20 protein-coding genes are annotated in these 17,748 nt (G+C 55.0%); 16 read left to right on the top strand and 4 right to left on the bottom strand.

Annotation, left to right across the window (positions count from 1 at the left end; translation table 11 throughout):
- Window positions 1–148: 148 nt before the first annotated feature.
- The 4 genes from BMW84_RS09420 (at window position 149) to BMW84_RS09405 (ending at window position 3,948) form a co-directional block, all read left to right on the top strand.
- Window positions 149–1,126 carry a metal ABC transporter solute-binding protein, Zn/Mn family gene (locus BMW84_RS09420; RefSeq protein WP_217646120.1) on the top strand — a complete coding sequence of 326 codons (978 nt, stop codon included), beginning with the start codon at window positions 149–151 and terminating at the stop codon, window positions 1,124–1,126.
- Window positions 1,127–1,160: 34 nt separating this feature from the next.
- Window positions 1,161–1,910, top strand: coding sequence for a metal ABC transporter ATP-binding protein (locus BMW84_RS09415; RefSeq protein ID WP_091067014.1), 750 nt, complete (start codon window positions 1,161–1,163; stop codon window positions 1,908–1,910).
- A gap of 460 nt (window positions 1,911–2,370) precedes the next feature.
- Window positions 2,371–3,174 (top strand): metal ABC transporter permease, encoded by an 804-nt coding sequence (locus BMW84_RS09410; protein ID WP_175498716.1) that lies wholly within the window; start codon window positions 2,371–2,373, stop codon window positions 3,172–3,174.
- A gap of 60 nt (window positions 3,175–3,234) precedes the next feature.
- On the top strand, window positions 3,235–3,948 hold the full coding sequence (locus tag BMW84_RS09405) for a cytochrome c biogenesis CcdA family protein (protein ID WP_091067011.1): 714 nt from the start codon (window positions 3,235–3,237) through the stop codon (window positions 3,946–3,948).
- Window positions 3,949–3,950: 2 nt separating this feature from the next.
- On the opposite strand, the gene splB is transcribed toward BMW84_RS09405, so the two are convergent.
- Window positions 3,951–5,027, bottom strand: a complete 1,077-nt coding sequence (gene splB / locus BMW84_RS09400; protein ID WP_091067008.1) for a spore photoproduct lyase — start codon at window positions 5,025–5,027, stop codon at window positions 3,951–3,953.
- A 194-nt stretch (window positions 5,028–5,221) separates the two neighbouring features.
- Here splB and mntR point away from each other — a divergent pair, with 194 nt between their 5' ends.
- The 3 genes from mntR to BMW84_RS09385 all read left to right on the top strand — a co-directional run bounded on the left by mntR (window position 5,222) and on the right by BMW84_RS09385 (window position 8,499).
- Entirely contained in the window at window positions 5,222–5,647 is a 426-nt protein-coding gene (gene mntR, locus BMW84_RS09395) for a transcriptional regulator MntR (RefSeq protein ID WP_091067006.1), read from the top strand.
- Between the two features lie 204 nt (window positions 5,648–5,851).
- Window positions 5,852–7,501, top strand: coding sequence for a family 10 glycosylhydrolase (locus BMW84_RS09390; RefSeq protein WP_091067004.1), 1,650 nt, complete (start codon window positions 5,852–5,854; stop codon window positions 7,499–7,501).
- 59 nt (window positions 7,502–7,560) lie between these two features.
- Entirely contained in the window at window positions 7,561–8,499 is a 939-nt protein-coding gene (locus tag BMW84_RS09385) for a patatin-like phospholipase family protein (RefSeq protein WP_091067001.1), read from the top strand.
- A 72-nt stretch (window positions 8,500–8,571) separates the two neighbouring features.
- On the opposite strand, the gene BMW84_RS09380 is transcribed toward BMW84_RS09385, so the two are convergent.
- Together BMW84_RS09380 and BMW84_RS09375 are read right to left on the bottom strand one after the other, a co-directional pair.
- Window positions 8,572–8,916 carry a hypothetical protein gene (locus BMW84_RS09380; RefSeq protein WP_091067000.1) on the bottom strand — a complete coding sequence of 115 codons (345 nt, stop codon included), beginning with the start codon at window positions 8,914–8,916 and terminating at the stop codon, window positions 8,572–8,574.
- Window positions 8,917–8,923: 7 nt separating this feature from the next.
- On the bottom strand, window positions 8,924–9,922 hold the full coding sequence (locus BMW84_RS09375; RefSeq protein ID WP_175498715.1) for a DUF1385 domain-containing protein: 999 nt from the start codon (window positions 9,920–9,922) through the stop codon (window positions 8,924–8,926).
- 134 nt (window positions 9,923–10,056) lie between these two features.
- On the opposite strand from BMW84_RS09375, the gene BMW84_RS09370 reads away from it, so the two are divergent.
- The 5 genes from BMW84_RS09370 to BMW84_RS09350 all read left to right on the top strand — a co-directional run bounded on the left by BMW84_RS09370 (window position 10,057) and on the right by BMW84_RS09350 (window position 14,429).
- Window positions 10,057–10,551 carry a YqhR family membrane protein gene (locus BMW84_RS09370; RefSeq protein ID WP_091066997.1) on the top strand — a complete coding sequence of 165 codons (495 nt, stop codon included), beginning with the start codon at window positions 10,057–10,059 and terminating at the stop codon, window positions 10,549–10,551.
- Window positions 10,552–10,626: 75 nt separating this feature from the next.
- Complete coding sequence (locus BMW84_RS09365) at window positions 10,627–11,697, top strand: M24 family metallopeptidase (RefSeq protein ID WP_091066995.1); 1,071 nt, start codon at window positions 10,627–10,629, stop codon at window positions 11,695–11,697.
- 34 nt (window positions 11,698–11,731) lie between these two features.
- Entirely contained in the window at window positions 11,732–12,289 is a 558-nt protein-coding gene (efp, locus tag BMW84_RS09360; protein ID WP_091066992.1) for an elongation factor P, read from the top strand.
- Window positions 12,290–12,455: 166 nt separating this feature from the next.
- Complete coding sequence (locus tag BMW84_RS09355; RefSeq protein WP_091066989.1) at window positions 12,456–13,709, top strand: aspartate kinase; 1,254 nt, start codon at window positions 12,456–12,458, stop codon at window positions 13,707–13,709.
- 123 nt (window positions 13,710–13,832) lie between these two features.
- A complete protein-coding gene (locus BMW84_RS09350; protein ID WP_091066986.1) occupies window positions 13,833–14,429 on the top strand; it encodes a hypothetical protein in 597 nt (198 codons plus the stop codon).
- Window positions 14,430–14,512: 83 nt separating this feature from the next.
- On the opposite strand, the gene BMW84_RS09345 is transcribed toward BMW84_RS09350, so the two are convergent.
- Window positions 14,513–15,379 (bottom strand): YitT family protein, encoded by an 867-nt coding sequence (locus BMW84_RS09345; RefSeq protein WP_091066983.1) that lies wholly within the window; start codon window positions 15,377–15,379, stop codon window positions 14,513–14,515.
- A 315-nt stretch (window positions 15,380–15,694) separates the two neighbouring features.
- Between BMW84_RS09345 and BMW84_RS09340 the strand changes: the two genes are divergently transcribed.
- The 4 genes from BMW84_RS09340 to spoIIIAC all read left to right on the top strand — a co-directional run bounded on the left by BMW84_RS09340 (window position 15,695) and on the right by spoIIIAC (window position 17,748).
- Window positions 15,695–15,937: a YqhV family protein gene (locus tag BMW84_RS09340; RefSeq protein ID WP_091068223.1), complete on the top strand. Its 243-nt coding sequence runs from the start codon at window positions 15,695–15,697 to the stop codon at window positions 15,935–15,937.
- A gap of 81 nt (window positions 15,938–16,018) precedes the next feature.
- Window positions 16,019–17,020 (top strand): stage III sporulation protein AA, encoded by a 1,002-nt coding sequence (gene spoIIIAA, locus BMW84_RS09335; protein WP_091066981.1) that lies wholly within the window; start codon window positions 16,019–16,021, stop codon window positions 17,018–17,020.
- Window positions 17,013–17,531, top strand: coding sequence for a stage III sporulation protein SpoIIIAB (gene spoIIIAB, locus BMW84_RS09330; RefSeq protein ID WP_091066978.1), 519 nt, complete (start codon window positions 17,013–17,015; stop codon window positions 17,529–17,531). Before spoIIIAA ends, spoIIIAB begins: the two co-directional genes overlap by 8 nt.
- A gap of 13 nt (window positions 17,532–17,544) precedes the next feature.
- Window positions 17,545–17,748 (top strand): stage III sporulation protein AC, encoded by a 204-nt coding sequence (gene spoIIIAC / locus BMW84_RS09325; RefSeq protein WP_091066975.1) that lies wholly within the window; start codon window positions 17,545–17,547, stop codon window positions 17,746–17,748.

Raw genomic sequence — 17,748 nt, 5'->3', positions numbered from 1 at the left:
GAAGCGGCAACAATGAGAAGTGTCTTCCCGGCAGCGATGCCGAGCGGGACGCTTCTCTTTTTTTCGCAAAGGTTATTGACTTATCGTAACCATTACTATTATACTCTGATAGTAAAGTTTACGATTTAAGGAGGATATCATACTGTTTATGAAGAAACTACACAAGAGACTGCTGCCTGTTATGGTTTTGGCCACCGGGCTGCTGCTGGCGGCCTGTGGCGCGAAGAGCAGCGGCACGATAGAAGAAGGCAAAGTGAATGTCATTACGACCTTTTATCCGATTTATGAATTCGCGACGGAAATCGGCGGCGACGATATCCATGCGATCAATCTGCTCCCGGTAGGCGTGGAGCCGCATGACTGGACGCCGCGCAGCCAGGATATCGTCAATACCTCCAAAGCGCAGCTGTTCCTGTACAACGGGGCGGGGCTGGAAGGCTGGGTGCCGAACTTCCTCAAGAGCCTGGACAGCGACAGCAAAGTGATCGCGACTGAAGTCAGCAAAGGCGTGGATCTGATCATGACCGACGAAGAAGACGAGCACGGACACGGCGATGCGAGCGGGAACAATAGCGGGCACGCAGAAGAGACGGCTGATGGCTTACATACCGATCCCCATACCTGGGTAAGCCCCAAATCGGCGCTGACAATGGCGGAAAATATCAAGAACAGCCTCATCTCCGTCGATCCGGATCACAAAGCGGGCTACGAGGAGCGTTACAATCAGCTGGCCGACAAGCTGAAGGCGCTGGATGCTGAGTTTACCGCTGAGCTGAGCAAGCTGCCGAACAAGGAAATCGTCGTGTCCCATCAGGCCTTTGCTTATCTGGCGCGGGATTACGGCCTGACCCAGCATGCGATTATGGGCTTGTCCCCGGATGCCGAGCCGCGCGGGCAGGATCTGGTCGAGCTGGCGAAAACGGTGAAGGATGAGAATATTCATTATATTTTCTTCGAGGAATTGGTCTCCGACAAGCTGGCTAAAACGCTGGCAAACGAAACCGGCGCTTCGACGCTTGTACTGAATCCGGTGGAAGGCCTGACGAAGGATCAGGAGAAAAACGGGGACAATTACTTCACGCTGATGGAGAAAAATTTGCAAAATCTGAAACTGGCCTTACAATAGGAAGGACAGCATATATGAAAGGCGGTGGGCGCTTATGTTGCCTTCCCTCCAGGACTGCCATCAGCATATCATCGAGATCGACAATCTCTGCTTCTCCTACGGCGACCAGCAGGTGATTTCCGGATTGAATTATACGGTAAAAGAGCGGGATTTCCTCGGCATCATCGGTTCGAACGGCGCGGGCAAAACAACGCTGCTGAAAATGATCGTCGGCCTGCTTCCGGCCACGAGCGGCGATATCAAGCTGTTCGGCCAATCCGTCCGCAAATTCAAGGATTGGGAACGGATCGGTTACGTGCCGCAGAAAAACGCGTTTAACCCGTTGTTTCCGGCAACCGTGCGCGAAGTGGTCATGTCCGGACTTTATAACAATAAAAACCTGATCCGCCGCGTCACCAAGGCGCAGCACCGCCAGTGCGACGACGCGCTTGAAGTGATGCGAATCCAGGATATCGCCGACAAGCGGGTCGGCCAGCTGTCCGGCGGCCAGCAGCAGCGGGCCTTCCTGGCCCGGGCGCTGATCAATCATCCCGACCTGCTTATCCTCGATGAGCCAACCGTCGGCATCGACGCCGAGACACAAGCCGGATTCTTCGATCTGATCACGCATATGCATGCGCATCATCACATGACATTCCTGATGGTCTCGCATGACATCGATATGATCCAGAACTACCTCGGCAGCGAGCCGGTCCAAAAAAGCGGCAAGATCAATTTCTTCTGCCGCCATTCCCACGAGGTGCAGAATTGCACCGTGGATAACCTGCAGCACACCCTGGTCTAAAATTAGCTCTATATCTTCATATGTTTTAGGGAGGTCATCCATTTTGCACCGCATAGGATGACCTCTGGATGTTTGGTTAAGTCTTAAGGTTTAAGGTTTAAGGTTTAAGGTTTAAGGTTTAAGGTTTGAGGTTTTTGGATTTGAGGGGTCATCCATTTCGCACCGCATAGGATGACCTTTAGGGTTTTAGTTTTAGTTTTTGTTTTTGTTTTTGGTTTTGGTTTTGTTTTTGGTTTTGGTTTTGTTTTCCCCCGTATCTAGATACAACAGACGTTAAGCGTATCCCGCCAGGGACGAAAAGCGATCCTTATACATAGTTGCCAAACACCGCCCAAGCCACCTCCATAGCTACGGTTCTAAGAAGGCGGGTGTCCAGAGGGTGCAACCCTTGGGGCCCTCCCTTGGCGAAGGGAGGGTTTGGGAGGGATCGAAAAAAGACTTTATAAGGGGTTTAATAATTTTGGATATCATTTATAGCGACTTTTTTCAGCGGGCGCTCGCCGGTGGCCTGATGATCGGCATTACGGCGCCGCTGATCGGCGTATTTCTGGTGCTGCGGCGCCTGTCGATGATCGGCGATACGCTGGCGCATGTCACGATTGCCGGGGTTGCGCTCGGCTTTCTGACCGGTTTTTATCCGCTGGGCGCAGGCCTGATCTTTGCGGTTGTGGCCTCCTTCGGCATCGAAAAGCTCCGCAAGGCCTATAAAAGCCTGGCGGAGCTGTCGATCGCCATCATTATGTCCGGCGGCGTGGCGCTGGCCTCGCTCTTTTTTACGCTGGGCAAAGGGTATAACGCCGATGTCATGAGTTATTTATTCGGAAGCATTTATACGCTGGATAACACCGATCTGCTCGTTGTGGGCGCGGTCACGCTGGCGGTCGTGCTGGTGGTGACGCTCTTTTTCAAAGAATTTTTCCTGCTCAGCTTTGAAGAGGATGCCGCAAGCGTCAGCGGCTTGCCCGTAAAACTGCTCAACATGCTCATTACGGTGCTGACTGCGCTGGTCATCAGTACGGCGATCAAAATCGTCGGATCCTTGCTCGTCTCGGCGCTGCTGACCATTCCGGTCGCGACCAGCCTGCTGCTCTCGCGCAGCTTTAAAACATCCGTTATTTTATCGGTTGCCATTTCCGAGATCGCCGTGATCGGCGGACTGGTGGTAGCGGGGGTATGGAATCTCGCGCCCGGCGCAACGATCGTTCTGCTGCTGATTGCGCTGCTCACGCTGACCCTGATCGGCAAAAAAGGGCTGCCCGCGTAAGGCAGCCCAACCCGCAGAAACATGTGCATTTGATCTGACCACAGGAAGGAGCGGAGCGCGTTGTCCAACTTGAACGCCGGAATCGCTTTTGCCGCAGGTGTGGCCTCATTTATTTCTCCATGCTGTCTGCCGCTTTACCCGTCCTATTTGTCTTATATTACCGGCTTGTCGGTTCAACAGCTCAAGGGCGGCGGGGAACGCAAGGATGTCCGTTTGCGGACGCTGACCCATACACTGGCGTTTATCCTTGGTTTTTCCGCCGTTTTCTATACGCTGGGCTTCGGGGCCGGCCTGTTTGGCCAGTTCTTTAACGAGCAGCGCGATTTGATCCGCCGCCTGTCGGCGATCCTGATCATTGCGATGGGGTTATTCCTGCTCGGTATTTTCCAGCCGCAGTTCCTGCTGCGCGAACGAAAACTGAATCTGAAGTGGAAGCCCGCCGGTTATGCGGGTTCATTCATATTCGGCATCGGCTTCTCCGCCGGCTGGTCGCCCTGCATCGGACCGATCCTGACGGCGATCGTGGCGCTTTCCGCCAGCGATCCCGGTGCCTGGTTTCCGCTGATTACGGCGTACAGCCTCGGGTTTGCCGTACCGTTTTTCATTCTCGCGTTTTTCCTGGGCGGAGCAAGAAAGATATTGAAGTATTCCGGGACGCTGATGAAGATCGGCGGCGTGCTCATGGTGTTCATGGGAATCCTGCTGTTTACGGACCAGATGTTCCGGATCACGATCTGGCTGCAAAGCTATACGCCCAAGTGGATGATTTTTTAGCTTTAAGTAAAATAATCGATCCCGGCTTCGGGGAAATGTTCAAAGATCCGCTCTGTGATGAATTCGCGCAGGGCGGTTTGCTGTTCATCCGGATATACATATTTGTTCTGGCCGTATTTGCCCCATTTCTTTTTGCGTTTTTCGATATCCATTTCCAGCTTGGTTTTCGGATATCTTTTCTCGATGACGGCTTTGGCTGTTTTCGTAAAACGGTGCTGGATCATCTCAAAAGTGAGCCCCCGGCCGCCGTCCTCCGGAAGTGCGCGGGCCAATTTCTCCAGGAGCTCGGCATATCCTTTTTCCCAGCCTTCATGCCAAATAATCGGCGCGATGATGAAACCGAGCGGATATCCGGCGCGGGCGATTTTTCCGGCGGCCTCGATCCGTTCCTCGAAACGGGCGGTCGCCGGCTCGAAATTGCGGATGACGTAATCGGCGTTGACACTGAACCGCACACGGGTATGGTTGTTGTGGGGCAGCGCCAGAAGCGGGTCCACATGCTGGTATTTGGTAACAAAGCGCAGGCGTCCAAGCGGCTGCTGGCCCATATAGGTGATCAGTTCCGCGAGCGAGCCGGTGATGTGCTCCAAACCAAGCGGATCGGAGGTACAGGCGGCTTCAAAGGTGGTGATTTCCGGCGCACGCTCGGCGATGTATTTGCTGGCGGCATCCATGATGTCCATCGTATTGACGTACACGCGAATGTAGGGCTTTGCACCCAGTGTCGTCTGCAAATAACAATAATGGCAGTGGCCCATGCAGCCGGTGGCAATCGGAATGGCATAATCGGCGGACGGTTTGGACTGCTCGAATTTCAGCGTTTTGCGCAGGCCGACGACCAGCGTCCGTTTGGCGATCTTGTACTGCTCCAGTTCGGTTTCGCCCGGCAGGTTCGTAATCCGGTTATGCGAGGTTGTCATACGGTAAGGGATTCCCTGGTCTTTGACCCAGGCCATAATTTTTTCGCCTTTCGGGTAGTTCAGCGCATCCGGCTCGAAAAAAACCAGCTCGGGCAGGAACAGGCCGGTCGGCTTGCGCACGCCAGCCCTGCGGGGGCGTTCCGGCGCGATGGTGGACATGCGGCCACACTCCTTTTTGAACAGAATAAAAGCTTCATTTAGTGTGCCGCTCCGCCTCCGGGTCCACTCCTGGCAAACATCGCTAGCCGGGCGGTTCGCAAGCCTGGGACTTGCCAAGTCGCGGCGATAACATGTATCATTGGTAGAGCAAGGCCACCTCGCGCCACGCTCATTACAGAAAAGAGGTAAAGTGAATGCCAACGCCCAGCATGGAGGATTATTTGGAGCGCATATACAAACTCATTGATGAGAAAGGATACGCGCGGGTCTCGGATATTGCCGAGGGACTGGAAGTGCACCCCTCCTCTGTGACCAAAATGATCCAAAAACTGGATAAGGACGAATATCTCATCTATGAGAAATATCGTGGGCTTGTCCTGACAAGCAAAGGTAAAAAAGTGGGGAAACGGCTCGTCGACCGCCACCAGCTGCTGGAGGAATTCCTCAGCCTGATCGGCGTGCAGCAAGAGAACATTTACAAAGATGTCGAAGGCATCGAACATCATTTGAGCTGGGATTCGATCACGCGGATTGAGACGCTTGTGGAATACTTCCGCCGGGATGAGTCAAGAATCCAGACCCTATATGCGATTCACTCCGAACTGGCCAGCGATTCTTAAACCGGCCCTCAACTTTGAACGCGAACGGATTTTATTTGATTTTTACCGCAACCTTTCCAGTTTTTTTACGTCATAACGGGTAGTGTGCTTGTACGCAAGGCCCGTTTATCAAAAGATGGCGGCCGTCTCCCTGATGTTAAGGAGAAGAGGCCGCCATTTTTTGTTGGGTACAAATCTATTCTAGCGATTTTACGGGGAGGAACTATGAAGATTCGGAAATGGACCCTGGGGATGCTGGTGCTGCTGCTTTGCCTGCCGCTATGGTCCACAGGAGCGGGTGCCGCAGAGAAGACGATTACGATTGAGCTGGACGGAAGTTCACTGGCGAGCGATGTGCCGCCGTACATTACGGGATCAGGCGTAACGATGGTTCCCGTTTCGGTTATCAGCCAAGGACTAAGCGCGAATGTGCAGTGGAACCAGAGCAGCAAGACGGCGACCATCAGCAAAGGATCGAATGTGCTGCAGCTGCAGAACGGGAAGAAGACGGCAACCGTCAACGGGGAATCCGTAGGGCTGGAGACTTCCGTGCAGATCAAGCAGGGCCGGGTGATGGTGCCGCTGCGTTTCGTCAGCGAGCAGCTCGGGCTGCAGGTCGTCTGGAATCAGGCGGCGAAACATATCGCGCTGTATTCCAATACGGAGATCACCGGACCGAGCACGCCTGCGACGCCTTCGATTCCGACCGTACCGACGCCAAGCGTGCCTACCGTGCCAACTGTGCCGGGTCTCAAGTCAGGGAAGGCGATGAAAGGCGTGTGGATCTCCACCGTCTTTAACCTCGACTATCCCTCGACGGCCTCGGCCGGAAATGCCGACAAGCAGAAAAAAGAGTTTGATACGCTCCTGGACAAGCTGAAGGCGACGGGCTTCAACGCGGTATTCGTGCAGGTCCGGCCGGCTGCCGACAGCCTGTATCCCTCTCAGCTGATGCCGTGGTCCAAGGTGCTGACCGGCAAGCAGGGCAAAGATCCCGGCTATGATCCGCTGGCCTACATGGTGTCTGCCGCCCATGCGCGGGGCTTGGAGTTCCATGCATGGTTCAATCCGTTCCGCGCCACGACGGATGCGAGCGATGCCACGATCAAGAGCCTGGCACCGAACCATGTCGCCGTGCTGCATCCCGACTGGATTGTCAAAGCCGATAACAAGCTTTACATAAATCCCGGCATTCCCGAAGCCCGCCAGCAAATCATCGATACCGTCCTGGAGGTTGTCCGCGGTTACGATATCGACGGCGTGCATCTGGACGACTATTTCTATCCTTCCGGCGTAAATTTTGCGGACGATGATGCCTACAAGGCTTACAATCCAGGCAGCATCGGGAATAAAGCCGACTGGCGGCGGGACAACATCAATACCTTTATCCGCGAGCTGGGAACGGCCATTCATACCCTGAAACCGGCCGTCAGCTATGGCGTCAGCCCGTTCGGCGTCTGGCGAAACATCAAGAAGGACAGTACCGGATCGGATACGACGGCAGGCGTCAGCGCCTATGATGACATGTATGCCGATACCCGGACCTGGATCCGCAGCGGCTGGATCGACTATATTGCGCCGCAAATCTATTGGAGCCTTTCATTTACCACGGCCCGCTACGATAAGCTGGTGGACTGGTGGGTCAATGAAGTCAAAGGCACGAACGTGAAGCTGTATATCGGCCAGGCCGGTTATAAGGTAGGCGATAAAGCCCAAAGCGCCGAATGGCAAAGCGGCGAGCAGATTATCAACCAGCTGAAGTATAACGATAAATACGAAGAAGTGGCGGGCAGCATCCTGTTCCGGGCCAGCGACATCGTGGTCCGCGATCCGTTCGGATTGTCCAGTCTGCTGACCTTCTTTTTCAAGTCATGAAAAACCCCCCGTGTTCATAGATACCAGTAAGGTTCTATGGAACGGGGGTTGTTTGATTTATGGAGATCAATGCGGTGTTTGAAGGCGGAGGCGTCAAAGGCATTTCGCTTGCGGGTGCAGTGGAAGCGACGGAGCAGGCGGGACGGCGGTTCAACCGGGTAGCGGGAACCTCCTCAGGCTCCATTATCGCCTCCATGCTGGCTGCCGGTTATGACGGCGAAACGATGAGCCGGGTGATCAAGGCGACTTCCTTTTCTTCATTTTTGAAAAGAGGAACGTTCTACAATGCGGCACTGGTGGGGCCGGCGCTCCGGGTGCTGATCAAAAAAGGGCTTTACTCCGGCGAGGCGCTGGAGACCTGGATCGGCACGGTGCTGCGGAACAAAGGAATCGTAACCTTCAGCGATCTGCCCAAAGGGAAGCTGTCGATCATCGCCTCCGACATTACGAACGGGCGGCTGGTCGTGCTTCCGGACGATTTGAAGAACTACGGGATCGCGCCGCATAGCTTCGAGGTGGCCAAGGCGGTACGGATGAGCTGCAGCATTCCGTATTTCTTCGATCCGGTAATGCTGCGGCTCTCAGGCAAAGCTGCAAGAGGCAAGCCATTTCGCGAGCAGTTTGTGTATTTCGTCGACGGGGGGCTTCTGAGCAATTTTCCCCTTTGGTTATTCGAGGAGAAGAAGGACGGCTTCGCGGACAAAAGCTTGCGGACGCCGACTGTCGGATATCAGCTGATCGGCAAAACGGATCCCCAGCCCCATAAAGTAACCGGGCCGTTCACCATGCTGCAGGCATTGGTAGGTACGATGCTGTCGGCGCATGACGAGCGTTATATCGAGACGGAAAAATTCGCCCGCACGGTCAAAATCCCCACGCTGGGGATCTCCACGACCGATTTCCATTTATCCAGTGAGCAGAGCGACAGTCTGTATGCCGCCGGGTATGAAGCGGGGACCGAGTTCTTCAAGCACTGGCGGCCGAAATTTCAGAGTTGAGCCTTATGAAGGCGTTTGAAGCGGCATGAAAAAGCCGGCCTAAAGTCATAATGACTAAGGCCGGCTTTTTTTTTAGTGATATTTAGGCAACTGGTCGTCGCTTTTGCCTTTGCTGCCCTCAATGACCTGGAACGGATAGCTTTTGCGTTTGCTTGGCGAAGAATCGCTTTTGCGGAGCGCAGCTACCTTGTTCATCGTCTTTTGCGAAGGTTTCACTTTTACCTTGGACCGGGACGGGCCGCGGCTGCGGCTCGGTGCGCCGGGGGCGACGCGGTAAGCATAATACAGCAGTGCGAACAGCACCAGCGGGAAAATCAGCGATTGCAGAGAAGAAAGTCCTTCTCTCATCAGTCCGGTCACAAGACCAAGGACCGCTAGCGATACCGAAATCCAAAAAATCAAAGCATGCCTGATCATAGGCCACTCATCCTTTCGCAGGATCCAATATGCCGCCCGACACACTTGCCTCCATGTAAGTTCCCGCTTCGATTGCGGCATCCAGCTCCCGCATCCGGTTAAACGAGGCAATCGAAACTTCAACCATATCGTCTTTCGGTTCTTTGGTCGTCAGAAGCTGCAGCCACAGCCCCGGATAACCGAGATACTTGAGGCCCGGAATGTCGCGTACGGCATTGGTTCCTTTCAATACTTCAAAAGAAACGGCGATGACCACCGGCAGCAGAATCAGGCGCTGTACCACACGTTCCACCATATTGTCCCACGGAACGAGGGAATAAATGATAATGCCGAGCACGATGGTGAGCATCATGAAGCTGCTTCCGCACCGGTAGTGCAGGCGGCTGTACTTTTGTACATTGGCAACCGTCAATTCCTCGCCGGCTTCAAACGCGCTGATCACCTTATGCTCTGCGCCGTGATACTGGAACAGGCGTTTGATGACCGGCGTTTGGGAGATAGCCCACAAATAGACAAGCAGCAGTACCAGCTTGATTGCGCCTTCTACCAGGTTGTGCAGGATATAGTTGTCAAATGCATTCTTGAACAAGAAATTTTCGACGAATACGGGAACGAGCGTAAATACGACTTTGCCGAATACAAAGGATAAAATCCCCATCACCGCAACGCCGAAAATCATGCCGAGGCTCCAGCCTTCTTCCTTCTTCTTGGCCTTCTCCTGCAGCTTGGCGCGATCTTCCGGCTCCGTCTCGTCCTCGGCATAGGATTCCGCCGAAAAATTCAGATGCTTGGAACCCTTGGCACTGGAATCTATAATACTGACAATGCCGCGAAGCAGCGGAATCTTGCGCAGCTTGCGTACCCAGGCCTTATCGCTTCTCGGCACCTCCAAAAATGTAATCTCTTGATTCTTCCTTCTTACGGCAGTTACGTTGATATGCTTGCCGCCGAACATGACGCCTTCAATGACGGCTTGGCCGCCGTAACTTGGAGTTTCCTGGGACAACCAATTCACCTTCCCGTGTAGTAAATGATGTAGTTCTACAACCATTGTAACGAATTTAGGCCCACTTTGCTAGTTGGATTGGCGCTTCGGGGCATACTATGCCAGACTACCCATGAAAGTGAGGCGCGTTCCTTTTGAGTCCATCCAAACAACAGCGTTCGAACCATACCAATCCTGTGACTTTTGCTCTAGAGCTCGGCATCTTCGCCGGCCTAATTTGGGGAGGAATCCGCTGGCTGATGTACACCCTGCATTTTACGAAGGTACTGCCCGGGTTTCTGGGCGAGCCCTTTTTCAAGCATTCTTTTCTGGTCAAGGCGCAGGGGCATCTGGCCGGATACCTGCTGTTCATCGGCTTTTCCGTCGTGGCTTCCCTGATCTATGTGCTGATCTTCCGCAAGCTGAAGGGACCGTGGCCGGGTATGCTGTACGGCGTGCTGTGGTGGGCGGTGATTTTTCTGGCTTACTCCAGAACATTCCTCATGCAGCCGCCGATGAAGCTTCCATGGAATTCCGCCATCAGTGAATTTTGCCTGTTCGTGCTCTGGGGGCTGTTTATCGGGTATACGGCGGCCATCGAATACACCGATGAGCGGAAACGCGACAAACCGGCGACAAAGCTAGCGTAAGTGCCGGAAAAAACTTCTCAAGGGCATATCCCTATGTTAAAATACAATGTGGCTATTTTCGAGAGGAGAATGATCATGGGCAACAAGCGCGTCTCCAAACTGCAGGCGGTCCTGCAGGCGCAGGGATTGGATGCGATGTTAATAACCAGCGGCGTGAACCGCCGTTATTTGAGCGGATTTACCGGCTCTTCCGGTTATGTGCTCGTCACCGGCGACGAAAGCTACCTGCTTACCGATTTCCGGTACATGACACAGGCGGCCGATCAGTCCCAGGGACTGAAAGTCGTCCAGCACGAGCCGAAGTTTATCGATTCCGTACGTGAGTTGCTCCCTAAGGGCGGCAAGGTCCGCGTCGGCTTTGAACAGGACGATGTTACGTTCAGCGCGTATACGTCATACGCTGCGGCACTGCAGCCGGCAGAGCTGGTTCCGGTATCCAAAGTTGTGGAAAATCTGCGGATGTTCAAGGACGAGGACGAGCTTGCCGTCATGCGGCGCGCGGCCGATCTGGCGGATCGCACATTCAGCCATATCCTGAATGTCATCAAGCCCGGCATGACCGAGCGCGACGTCGATCTGGAGATGGAGTTCTACATGCGCTCCCACGGCGCGACTTCATCGTCCTTCGACACGATTGTTGCCTCCGGCGAGCGTTCGGCCATGCCGCATGGCGTTGCCAGCAGCCGCGTCATTCAAGGCAATGAACTGGTGACCTTCGACTTCGGAGCGCTGCTGGACGGCTATTGCTCCGACCTTACCCGGACCATCGCGCTCGGCACACCGGCGCCGAAGCTGAAGGAAATTTACGATGTCGTGCTGGAAGCGCAGCTTCACGCGCTGGCGCATATCAAACCAGGCATGACCGGACGGGAAGCCGATGCACTGGCACGGGATGTCATCACCCGTTACGGATACGGCGAATATTTCGGCCATAGCACCGGACACGGTTTGGGCATGGAGGTTCATGAATGGCCTCGCCTGTCCAAGGTGGGCGATGAAATTCTCGAACCGGGCATGGTTGTGACCGTAGAACCGGGCATTTATCTGGCCGGCCTCGGCGGCGTGCGGATCGAAGACGATATTGTCATCACCGATAGCGGCATTTCGCTGCTCACGCATTCGTCCAAAGAGTATTTGTCATTGTAAAATTGTTAACTATTGCATTCAGGAGGGATTTTTAGTGATTTCAGTAAATGATTTTAAAACAGGCTTGACCGTAGAGGTGGACGGCGATATCTTCACCGTCCTGGATTTCCAGCACGTAAAACCGGGTAAAGGTGCGGCGTTTGTCCGCTCCAAGCTGAAAAACTTGCGCAACGGCAACACCGTTGAACGCACGTTCCGCGCCGGCGAAACCATTGGCCGTGCCATCATCGAAAACCGCGGCGTACAATACCTGTATGCCAGCGGCAGCGAACATGTATTCATGGACAACGAAACTTACGACCAATTCGAATTGTCCGAGAAACAACTGGAATGGGAACTCAACTTCCTCAAAGAAAACATGACGGTAAACATTGTCAGCTACCAAGGCGAAATTCTCGGGATCAACCTGCCGACTTCCGTCGAGCTGAAAGTAACCGAAACCGAACCGGGCGTTAAAGGCAACACCGCCCAAGGCGCGACTAAGTCCGCTACGGTTGAAACCGGCCATACCGTGCAAGTGCCGCTCTTCATTAATGAAGGCGACGTGCTTCTGATCGATACCCGCGAAGGTAAATACATCTCCCGCGCGTAGTTTCTGACTGCGCCGGACAAGCTAAGCCCTCTCCGCTCCGGCGGAGGGGGCTTTTTGCTATTTTTTTATGAAATCATTAACGCATGGCGTAACTTTCGTATTATACTGATTTAAAGTGTGAAACTAAATAAGAGCTACATGAGCGAAATAGGGAGTGAGTGGGACTTTGTCACTTTATGTCATGAAATTCGGAGGCAGCTCCGTCGGCGATATCGAACGCATGAAACGCGTTGCGAAACGTATTGCCGAGAAGCAGGATGAAGGACATCGCTGCGTTGTTGTCGTGTCCGCCATGGGGGATACGACGGATGATCTGATCGACCAGGCCAAGCTGCTGAACGATCAGCCGCCGGCAAGAGAAATGGATATGCTGATGACTACGGGCGAGCAAATTTCCGTAGCGCTCCTGGCGATCGCCCTGAGCGGCATCGGCCGCAGCGCCGTGTCCTATACCGGCTGGCAGGCCGGCTTCCGCACGGATGAAACGCATGGCCGAGCCCGGATCAACGAGATCGTGCCGCGCCGGGTGCTGGAAGCGCTCGAACGCGAGCAGATCGTCATTGTGGCCGGGTTCCAGGGCATGACCCTGGACGGCGAGATTACGACGCTGGGCCGCGGAGGCTCGGATACGACGGCTGTAGCGCTGGCTGCCGCGATCAAAGCGGATGTCTGCGAGATCTATACCGATGTGGACGGCGTCTATTCGACCGATCCTCGTATCGTCAAGACGGCGCGCAAGCTGAAGGAAATCTCGTATGACGAGATGCTGGAGCTGGCGAATCTGGGAGCGGCGGTACTGCATCCGCGTGCGGTGGAATACGCGAAACGCTATCAAGTAAAGCTGGTCGTGAGATCGAGTTTTAACCATAATGAAGGTACTGTCGTGAAGGAGGAAGCAAGCATGGAGCAGGGAGTAGTAGTTAGCGGGATCGCATATGACAAAAACGTGGCACGGATCAGCATACTGGGAGTGCCCGATGTTCCGGGCGTGTTGGCCCAGGTCTTCGGCAAACTGGCCGCGCAAGGCATCGACGTGGACATTATCGTACAGAGCGGCGTGCAGAACGGTACGGCTGACTTCTCCTTCACCCTGGGACTCGGCGATATCGACCGGGCCAAGGCAGTGATCGAAAGCCTGCATGCGGAGCTGCCTTACCGCGAAGTGACCTCCGAGGACAATCTGGTCAAGGTGTCCATCGTCGGCGCAGGCATGGTCAGCCATCCGGGCGTCGCGGCTCAAATGTTCGACGTTATTTCCAAACAAGGCGTCAGCATTAAGATGGTCAGCACTTCCGAGATTAAAGTGTCCTGCGTGATTGAAGCCGGGAACCTGCCGCAGATCATCCAGGCGCTGCATACCGCCTACAATCTCGATACCGCCGAGCAGGCTTTCGTCGGCGGGCCGCAAGACCGCCGTTAATCGCTAAACCATACCGATCCGAGGGAAGTTCGGCAGCATGAATAGACAGGAGATTCCGCTTGGCGTCAGCCGCTGGAATCTCCTTTTTTTTTTGCCTGAATTCAAAAAAAGGAGAGAGAACCAATGAAGCAAGGCAAATGGGGCTACTGGGCAATACCGCTGATCCTTGTCCTGAGCCCGCTGCTCATTTACGCATTGCTGCATGTACAACATCCGTCGCTGCAGGAAGAAACTGCCGAGGTAGCCGTCCTTAAGGCGGAGAAAGCAGCATTGAAAGCGGAGATTTCGGTAAAGGACCAGCAAATCAGCGGCCTGGAGCACTTGTTTCCGCAATATGAACGGGAAGCACGGGCGATCCTGGAGCAAACGGCCGGAAATCTACCGAACCTGAAATGGAAGACGGAAGAAGAACGGGCCCTTCTTACCGCCGTGAAGGAATGGATTCAGGCGCGGGGAACGCTCACGGACGATGGCCTGTACCTGCTTGCCGGCCGGCGCGTGATCCTGAGCCTTACGCCAGGCGGAGCACAAGTTGACGGCACCCAGGTTGTCGAAGCCATGTACTACGAGCTGCCCGCAGACACCGCCGCAGCGGCGCGAGAAACGAGCGGGGAAATCTACCCGAGGCCGATCGGCAAAGAGTACATCGGAATGGCGCAGTTTACGGTGAGGCAGACGGATGGTAATTGGGCGGTGGAGAAGTACACGGACTCCTTTTGAATACCGATTCGAAAAAAAAAGCGGCAAGGAAGCGGGGGGAACCGCGTTTCCTGCCGCTTTTTCATTTGTAAAAGAGTACCTTGCTATTTCAGCCGCTTGAACCGGCCGACGATCTCGACCGTCTCCAGCACGTTGACGAACGCCTTCGGATCGGTCTCGAGGATCGTCCGGCGCAGCTCGGCCAGCTCGTAGCGGGTTGTGACGGTCATCAGCATAGTGTTGCCCTCGTGGCTGTACCCGCCCTCTGCATTGACGACCGTGACGCCGTGGGGCAGCTTGCACAGACGGGAGAGCATGAGGTCGCGCTCCTTGGTGATAATGAACGCCGTCAGCTTGACGTGGCGGATATGGATCATGTCCACGACACGGCTTTTCACAAAGATACAGAGCATGGCGTACAGCGCGGAATCCCAGCTTTTGAAGAAGCCCAGGCTGAGGATGACAATTCCGTCGAGCAGGAACATGACATTGCCGATCGGTACATCCCGCTTGCGCGTGATGATGGACCCCAGAATATCGAAGCCCCCCGAAGAGCCCCCTACCCGCAAGGAGAACCCTACGCCCCCTGCAATGATAACCCCGCCGAAAATGCTGGCCAAAATCGGATCATGCGTGAGCTGTACCAATGGAATGATGTTCAGAAACCAGGTGGTGCACACGACCGACAGGATGCTGAGACCGATATATTTTTTACCTACCGCTATGAAACCCCAAATCAGGATCGGCAGATTGATACCAAAATAAATGAGCGATATGTACTTCGGATCCGTCAAATACCCGATGACCGAAGCCGCCCCCGCCACCCCGCCGCTGAGCAGCTGATGGGGGATAAGGAACAGGCGCAGCCCGCTGGCTACCAGAAAAGCCGAAAAAATGATGACGGCGGCATCTCTCGCCTGTTTGGCCAAATTCCTTGTGGTGATCGGTTGTGCAATGTTGCGAACTTGCATAGCTGTGATTCCTCTCTTTTGCGCTGGACGCTTTTTTTTCTGTTGCTCCCTAGAATGTACAATAATACGCAAAAATAAATTTATCAACCCGATTGTATTTTTTTATACACGCGGCAACTATGATATCCTTCACACCTTTTGTAAGAAAAAAACATCGTCTTTCTTTCTCCCTTTTATTCACGCAATTGGCCTGTCTAAAGCGGAGGATTTTCGCATATCCATGGATAACAACGGATCCCCCGGGGAGCCCACCCTGTCTGATTCGGGAAGAATATAAAAAAGGAGTGGAATCGATTGGACAAGTACGTAAGCTGGATGGCGACACTGCGGCTGCTGTCGGGCAGCATCGAGATCGCGGCGGCGCTGCTGATGCTGCGGCTGAATCAGGTGGACAAGGCGCTGGTTGTCAATTCCGGGCTGGCGCTGGTCGGACCGAGTGTTCTGATATTGACCACGGCAGTCGGCTTGACCGGCATGGCCCAGCAGCTGTCGTGGGGCAAGTTCGCCTGGATCGCCTGCGGCGTCACCTTTCTCTTAATCGGGATTTTGAAAAAATGATAGATGATAGGCATAAAGATCAAGTACAAGCATAAATATGGTACAAAGCTGTTAAATAGAGACAACCTGGGGGTACGCGGTATGGCTAACGAATGGCTGCTTTTGTTTCCCGAAAAGATCCGCGCGCTGCTTGTGGGCCTGTCTCCCGCGCTGCTGGAGAAGCTGGAAGAAATCCGCGTGCGCGAAGGACGGCCGCTGGAGATCAACTATTCCGGCAAATACCATTTCATCGCCGGAAACGGCAAGCTGACTTTAAATCCGGATGAAGCGTACAAGCCGGGGCGCGAGGACGCACACCGGCTGCTGGATCTGATCAGCAATCATTCCCTGTATACGATGGAAGAAGAACTGCGCAAAGGCTTCATCACCATCCCCGGCGGGCACCGCATCGGCCTGTGCGGACGGGCTGTCCTCAGCGGCGGCCATATCGAGCATCTCCGCGATATCACCGGCTTTAACATGCGGATCGCGCGCGAGGTCAAGGGCATCGCCGACGGCCTGCTGCCCTACCTGCTTGACCGGGGACGGCAGCGGGTGCTGCACACGCTGATCCTCTCCCCGCCGCAGCATGGCAAAACGACGATGCTGCGTGACCTGGCCCGCCAAATCTCGGCGGGCGGACAGCGGGAGCGGGAAGCCAACCGCCCCGGTCTGAAGGTTGGCATCGTCGACGAGCGCTCGGAGATCGCCGGCAGCCGCCGGGGCGTCCCGGCTTTCGACGTCGGGCCGCGGACGGATGTGCTCGACGGCTGTCCGAAAGCCGAGGGCATGATGATGATGATCCGTTCGCTATCGCCCGACGTGCTGGTCGCAGATGAAATCGGGCGGCCGGAGGACGCCGCCGCCGTGACGGAGGCGCTGCATGCCGGAATTTCCGTAATTGCCACGGCGCACGGCAAGGAAGTGGCCGAGCTGGCCCGGCGGCCCGGGCTCGGCAATCTGCTGGAGCAGCGCATGTTCGAGCGCTACGTCATCCTGCACCGCACGGAGGCGGGAACCAGCTTCCGCGTGCTGGACGGGCAGAAGCGCGGGCTGCTGCCCGTACCGGTAGAAGCGAAGCTGGGCGGTGAGCGCCATGCTTAAGCTCCTCGGCGCCGTACTGGTCATTCTCGCCGGAACGCTCGGCGGCTTTCGGCGGGCCGCGCAATACGCCGAGCGCCCCCGCCATATCCGCGGGCTCATCGCGGCGCTCCAGCGGCTGGAGACGGAAATCCAGTACGGCTTTACCCCGCTGCCGGAGGCGCTGCGCCGGATCGGCCAGCAGTCGAAGGAGCCGCTCAAAGCCTTGTTTGTGAGCGCGGCCGATGCCATGAGCCCGCCGCTGGAGCACAGCGCCGAGGAAGCCTTCGAGCAGGCGATGAACAAGCACTGGAAGGCCGCTTCGCTGAAATCGGCGGAACGGGAGATTCTCCGGCAGCTCAGCTGCACGCTCGGCACCAGCGACCGGTCGAATCAAAGCACGCATATCACACTCGCCCTGCAGCAGCTCAAGCAGGAGGAGACCGTGGCCAGGGAGGATCAGGGCAAATATGAAAAGATGAGCAAAAGCCTGGGTCTGCTGCTTGGAGCATTGATCGTAATATTGATCTTTTAGCGAGGTGCCAGGAATGAATATTGAAGTCAACGCGATTTTTCAAATTGCCGGCATCGGCATCATCATTGCCATGATTCATACCGTGCTGAAACAAATGGGCAAGGAAGAGATCGCACACTGGGTGACGATCGTCGGGTTCATCATCGTGCTGTTCATGGTCATCCGCATGCTCGACGGCCTGCTGCAGGAAATCAAAACGATCTTTCTTTTCCAATAG

This window comes from Paenibacillus sp. NFR01, assembly GCF_900111565.1.
In the GTDB taxonomy this organism is placed as follows: Bacteria; Bacillota; Bacilli; order Paenibacillales; family Paenibacillaceae; genus Paenibacillus_AQ.
The sequence above is the reverse complement of the archived record's forward strand: the minus strand, read 5'-3'. Positions and strand labels throughout refer to the sequence as shown.

Bases quoted from the DNA above. Each gene is read 5' to 3' on its own strand.
- BMW84_RS09420 (WP_217646120.1), top strand. From the start codon at position 149: ATGAAGAAACTACACAAGAGACTGCTGCCTGTTATGGTTTTGGCCACC.
- BMW84_RS09415 (WP_091067014.1), top strand. From the start codon at position 1,161: ATGTTGCCTTCCCTCCAGGACTGCCATCAGCATATCATCGAGATCGAC.
- splB (WP_091067008.1), bottom strand. From the start codon at position 5,027: ATGTCCACCATCGCGCCGGAACGCCCCCGCAGGGCTGGCGTGCGCAAG.
- mntR (WP_091067006.1), top strand. From the start codon at position 5,222: ATGCCAACGCCCAGCATGGAGGATTATTTGGAGCGCATATACAAACTC.
- BMW84_RS09390 (WP_091067004.1), top strand. From the start codon at position 5,852: ATGAAGATTCGGAAATGGACCCTGGGGATGCTGGTGCTGCTGCTTTGC.
- BMW84_RS09385 (WP_091067001.1), top strand. From the start codon at position 7,561: ATGGAGATCAATGCGGTGTTTGAAGGCGGAGGCGTCAAAGGCATTTCG.
- BMW84_RS09380 (WP_091067000.1), bottom strand. From the start codon at position 8,916: ATGATCAGGCATGCTTTGATTTTTTGGATTTCGGTATCGCTAGCGGTC.
- BMW84_RS09365 (WP_091066995.1), top strand. From the start codon at position 10,627: ATGGGCAACAAGCGCGTCTCCAAACTGCAGGCGGTCCTGCAGGCGCAG.
- BMW84_RS09350 (WP_091066986.1), top strand. From the start codon at position 13,833: ATGAAGCAAGGCAAATGGGGCTACTGGGCAATACCGCTGATCCTTGTC.
- BMW84_RS09345 (WP_091066983.1), bottom strand. From the start codon at position 15,379: ATGCAAGTTCGCAACATTGCACAACCGATCACCACAAGGAATTTGGCC.
- BMW84_RS09340 (WP_091068223.1), top strand. From the start codon at position 15,695: ATGGCGACACTGCGGCTGCTGTCGGGCAGCATCGAGATCGCGGCGGCG.
- spoIIIAA (WP_091066981.1), top strand. From the start codon at position 16,019: ATGGCTAACGAATGGCTGCTTTTGTTTCCCGAAAAGATCCGCGCGCTG.
- spoIIIAB (WP_091066978.1), top strand. From the start codon at position 17,013: ATGCTTAAGCTCCTCGGCGCCGTACTGGTCATTCTCGCCGGAACGCTC.
- spoIIIAC (WP_091066975.1), top strand. From the start codon at position 17,545: ATGAATATTGAAGTCAACGCGATTTTTCAAATTGCCGGCATCGGCATC.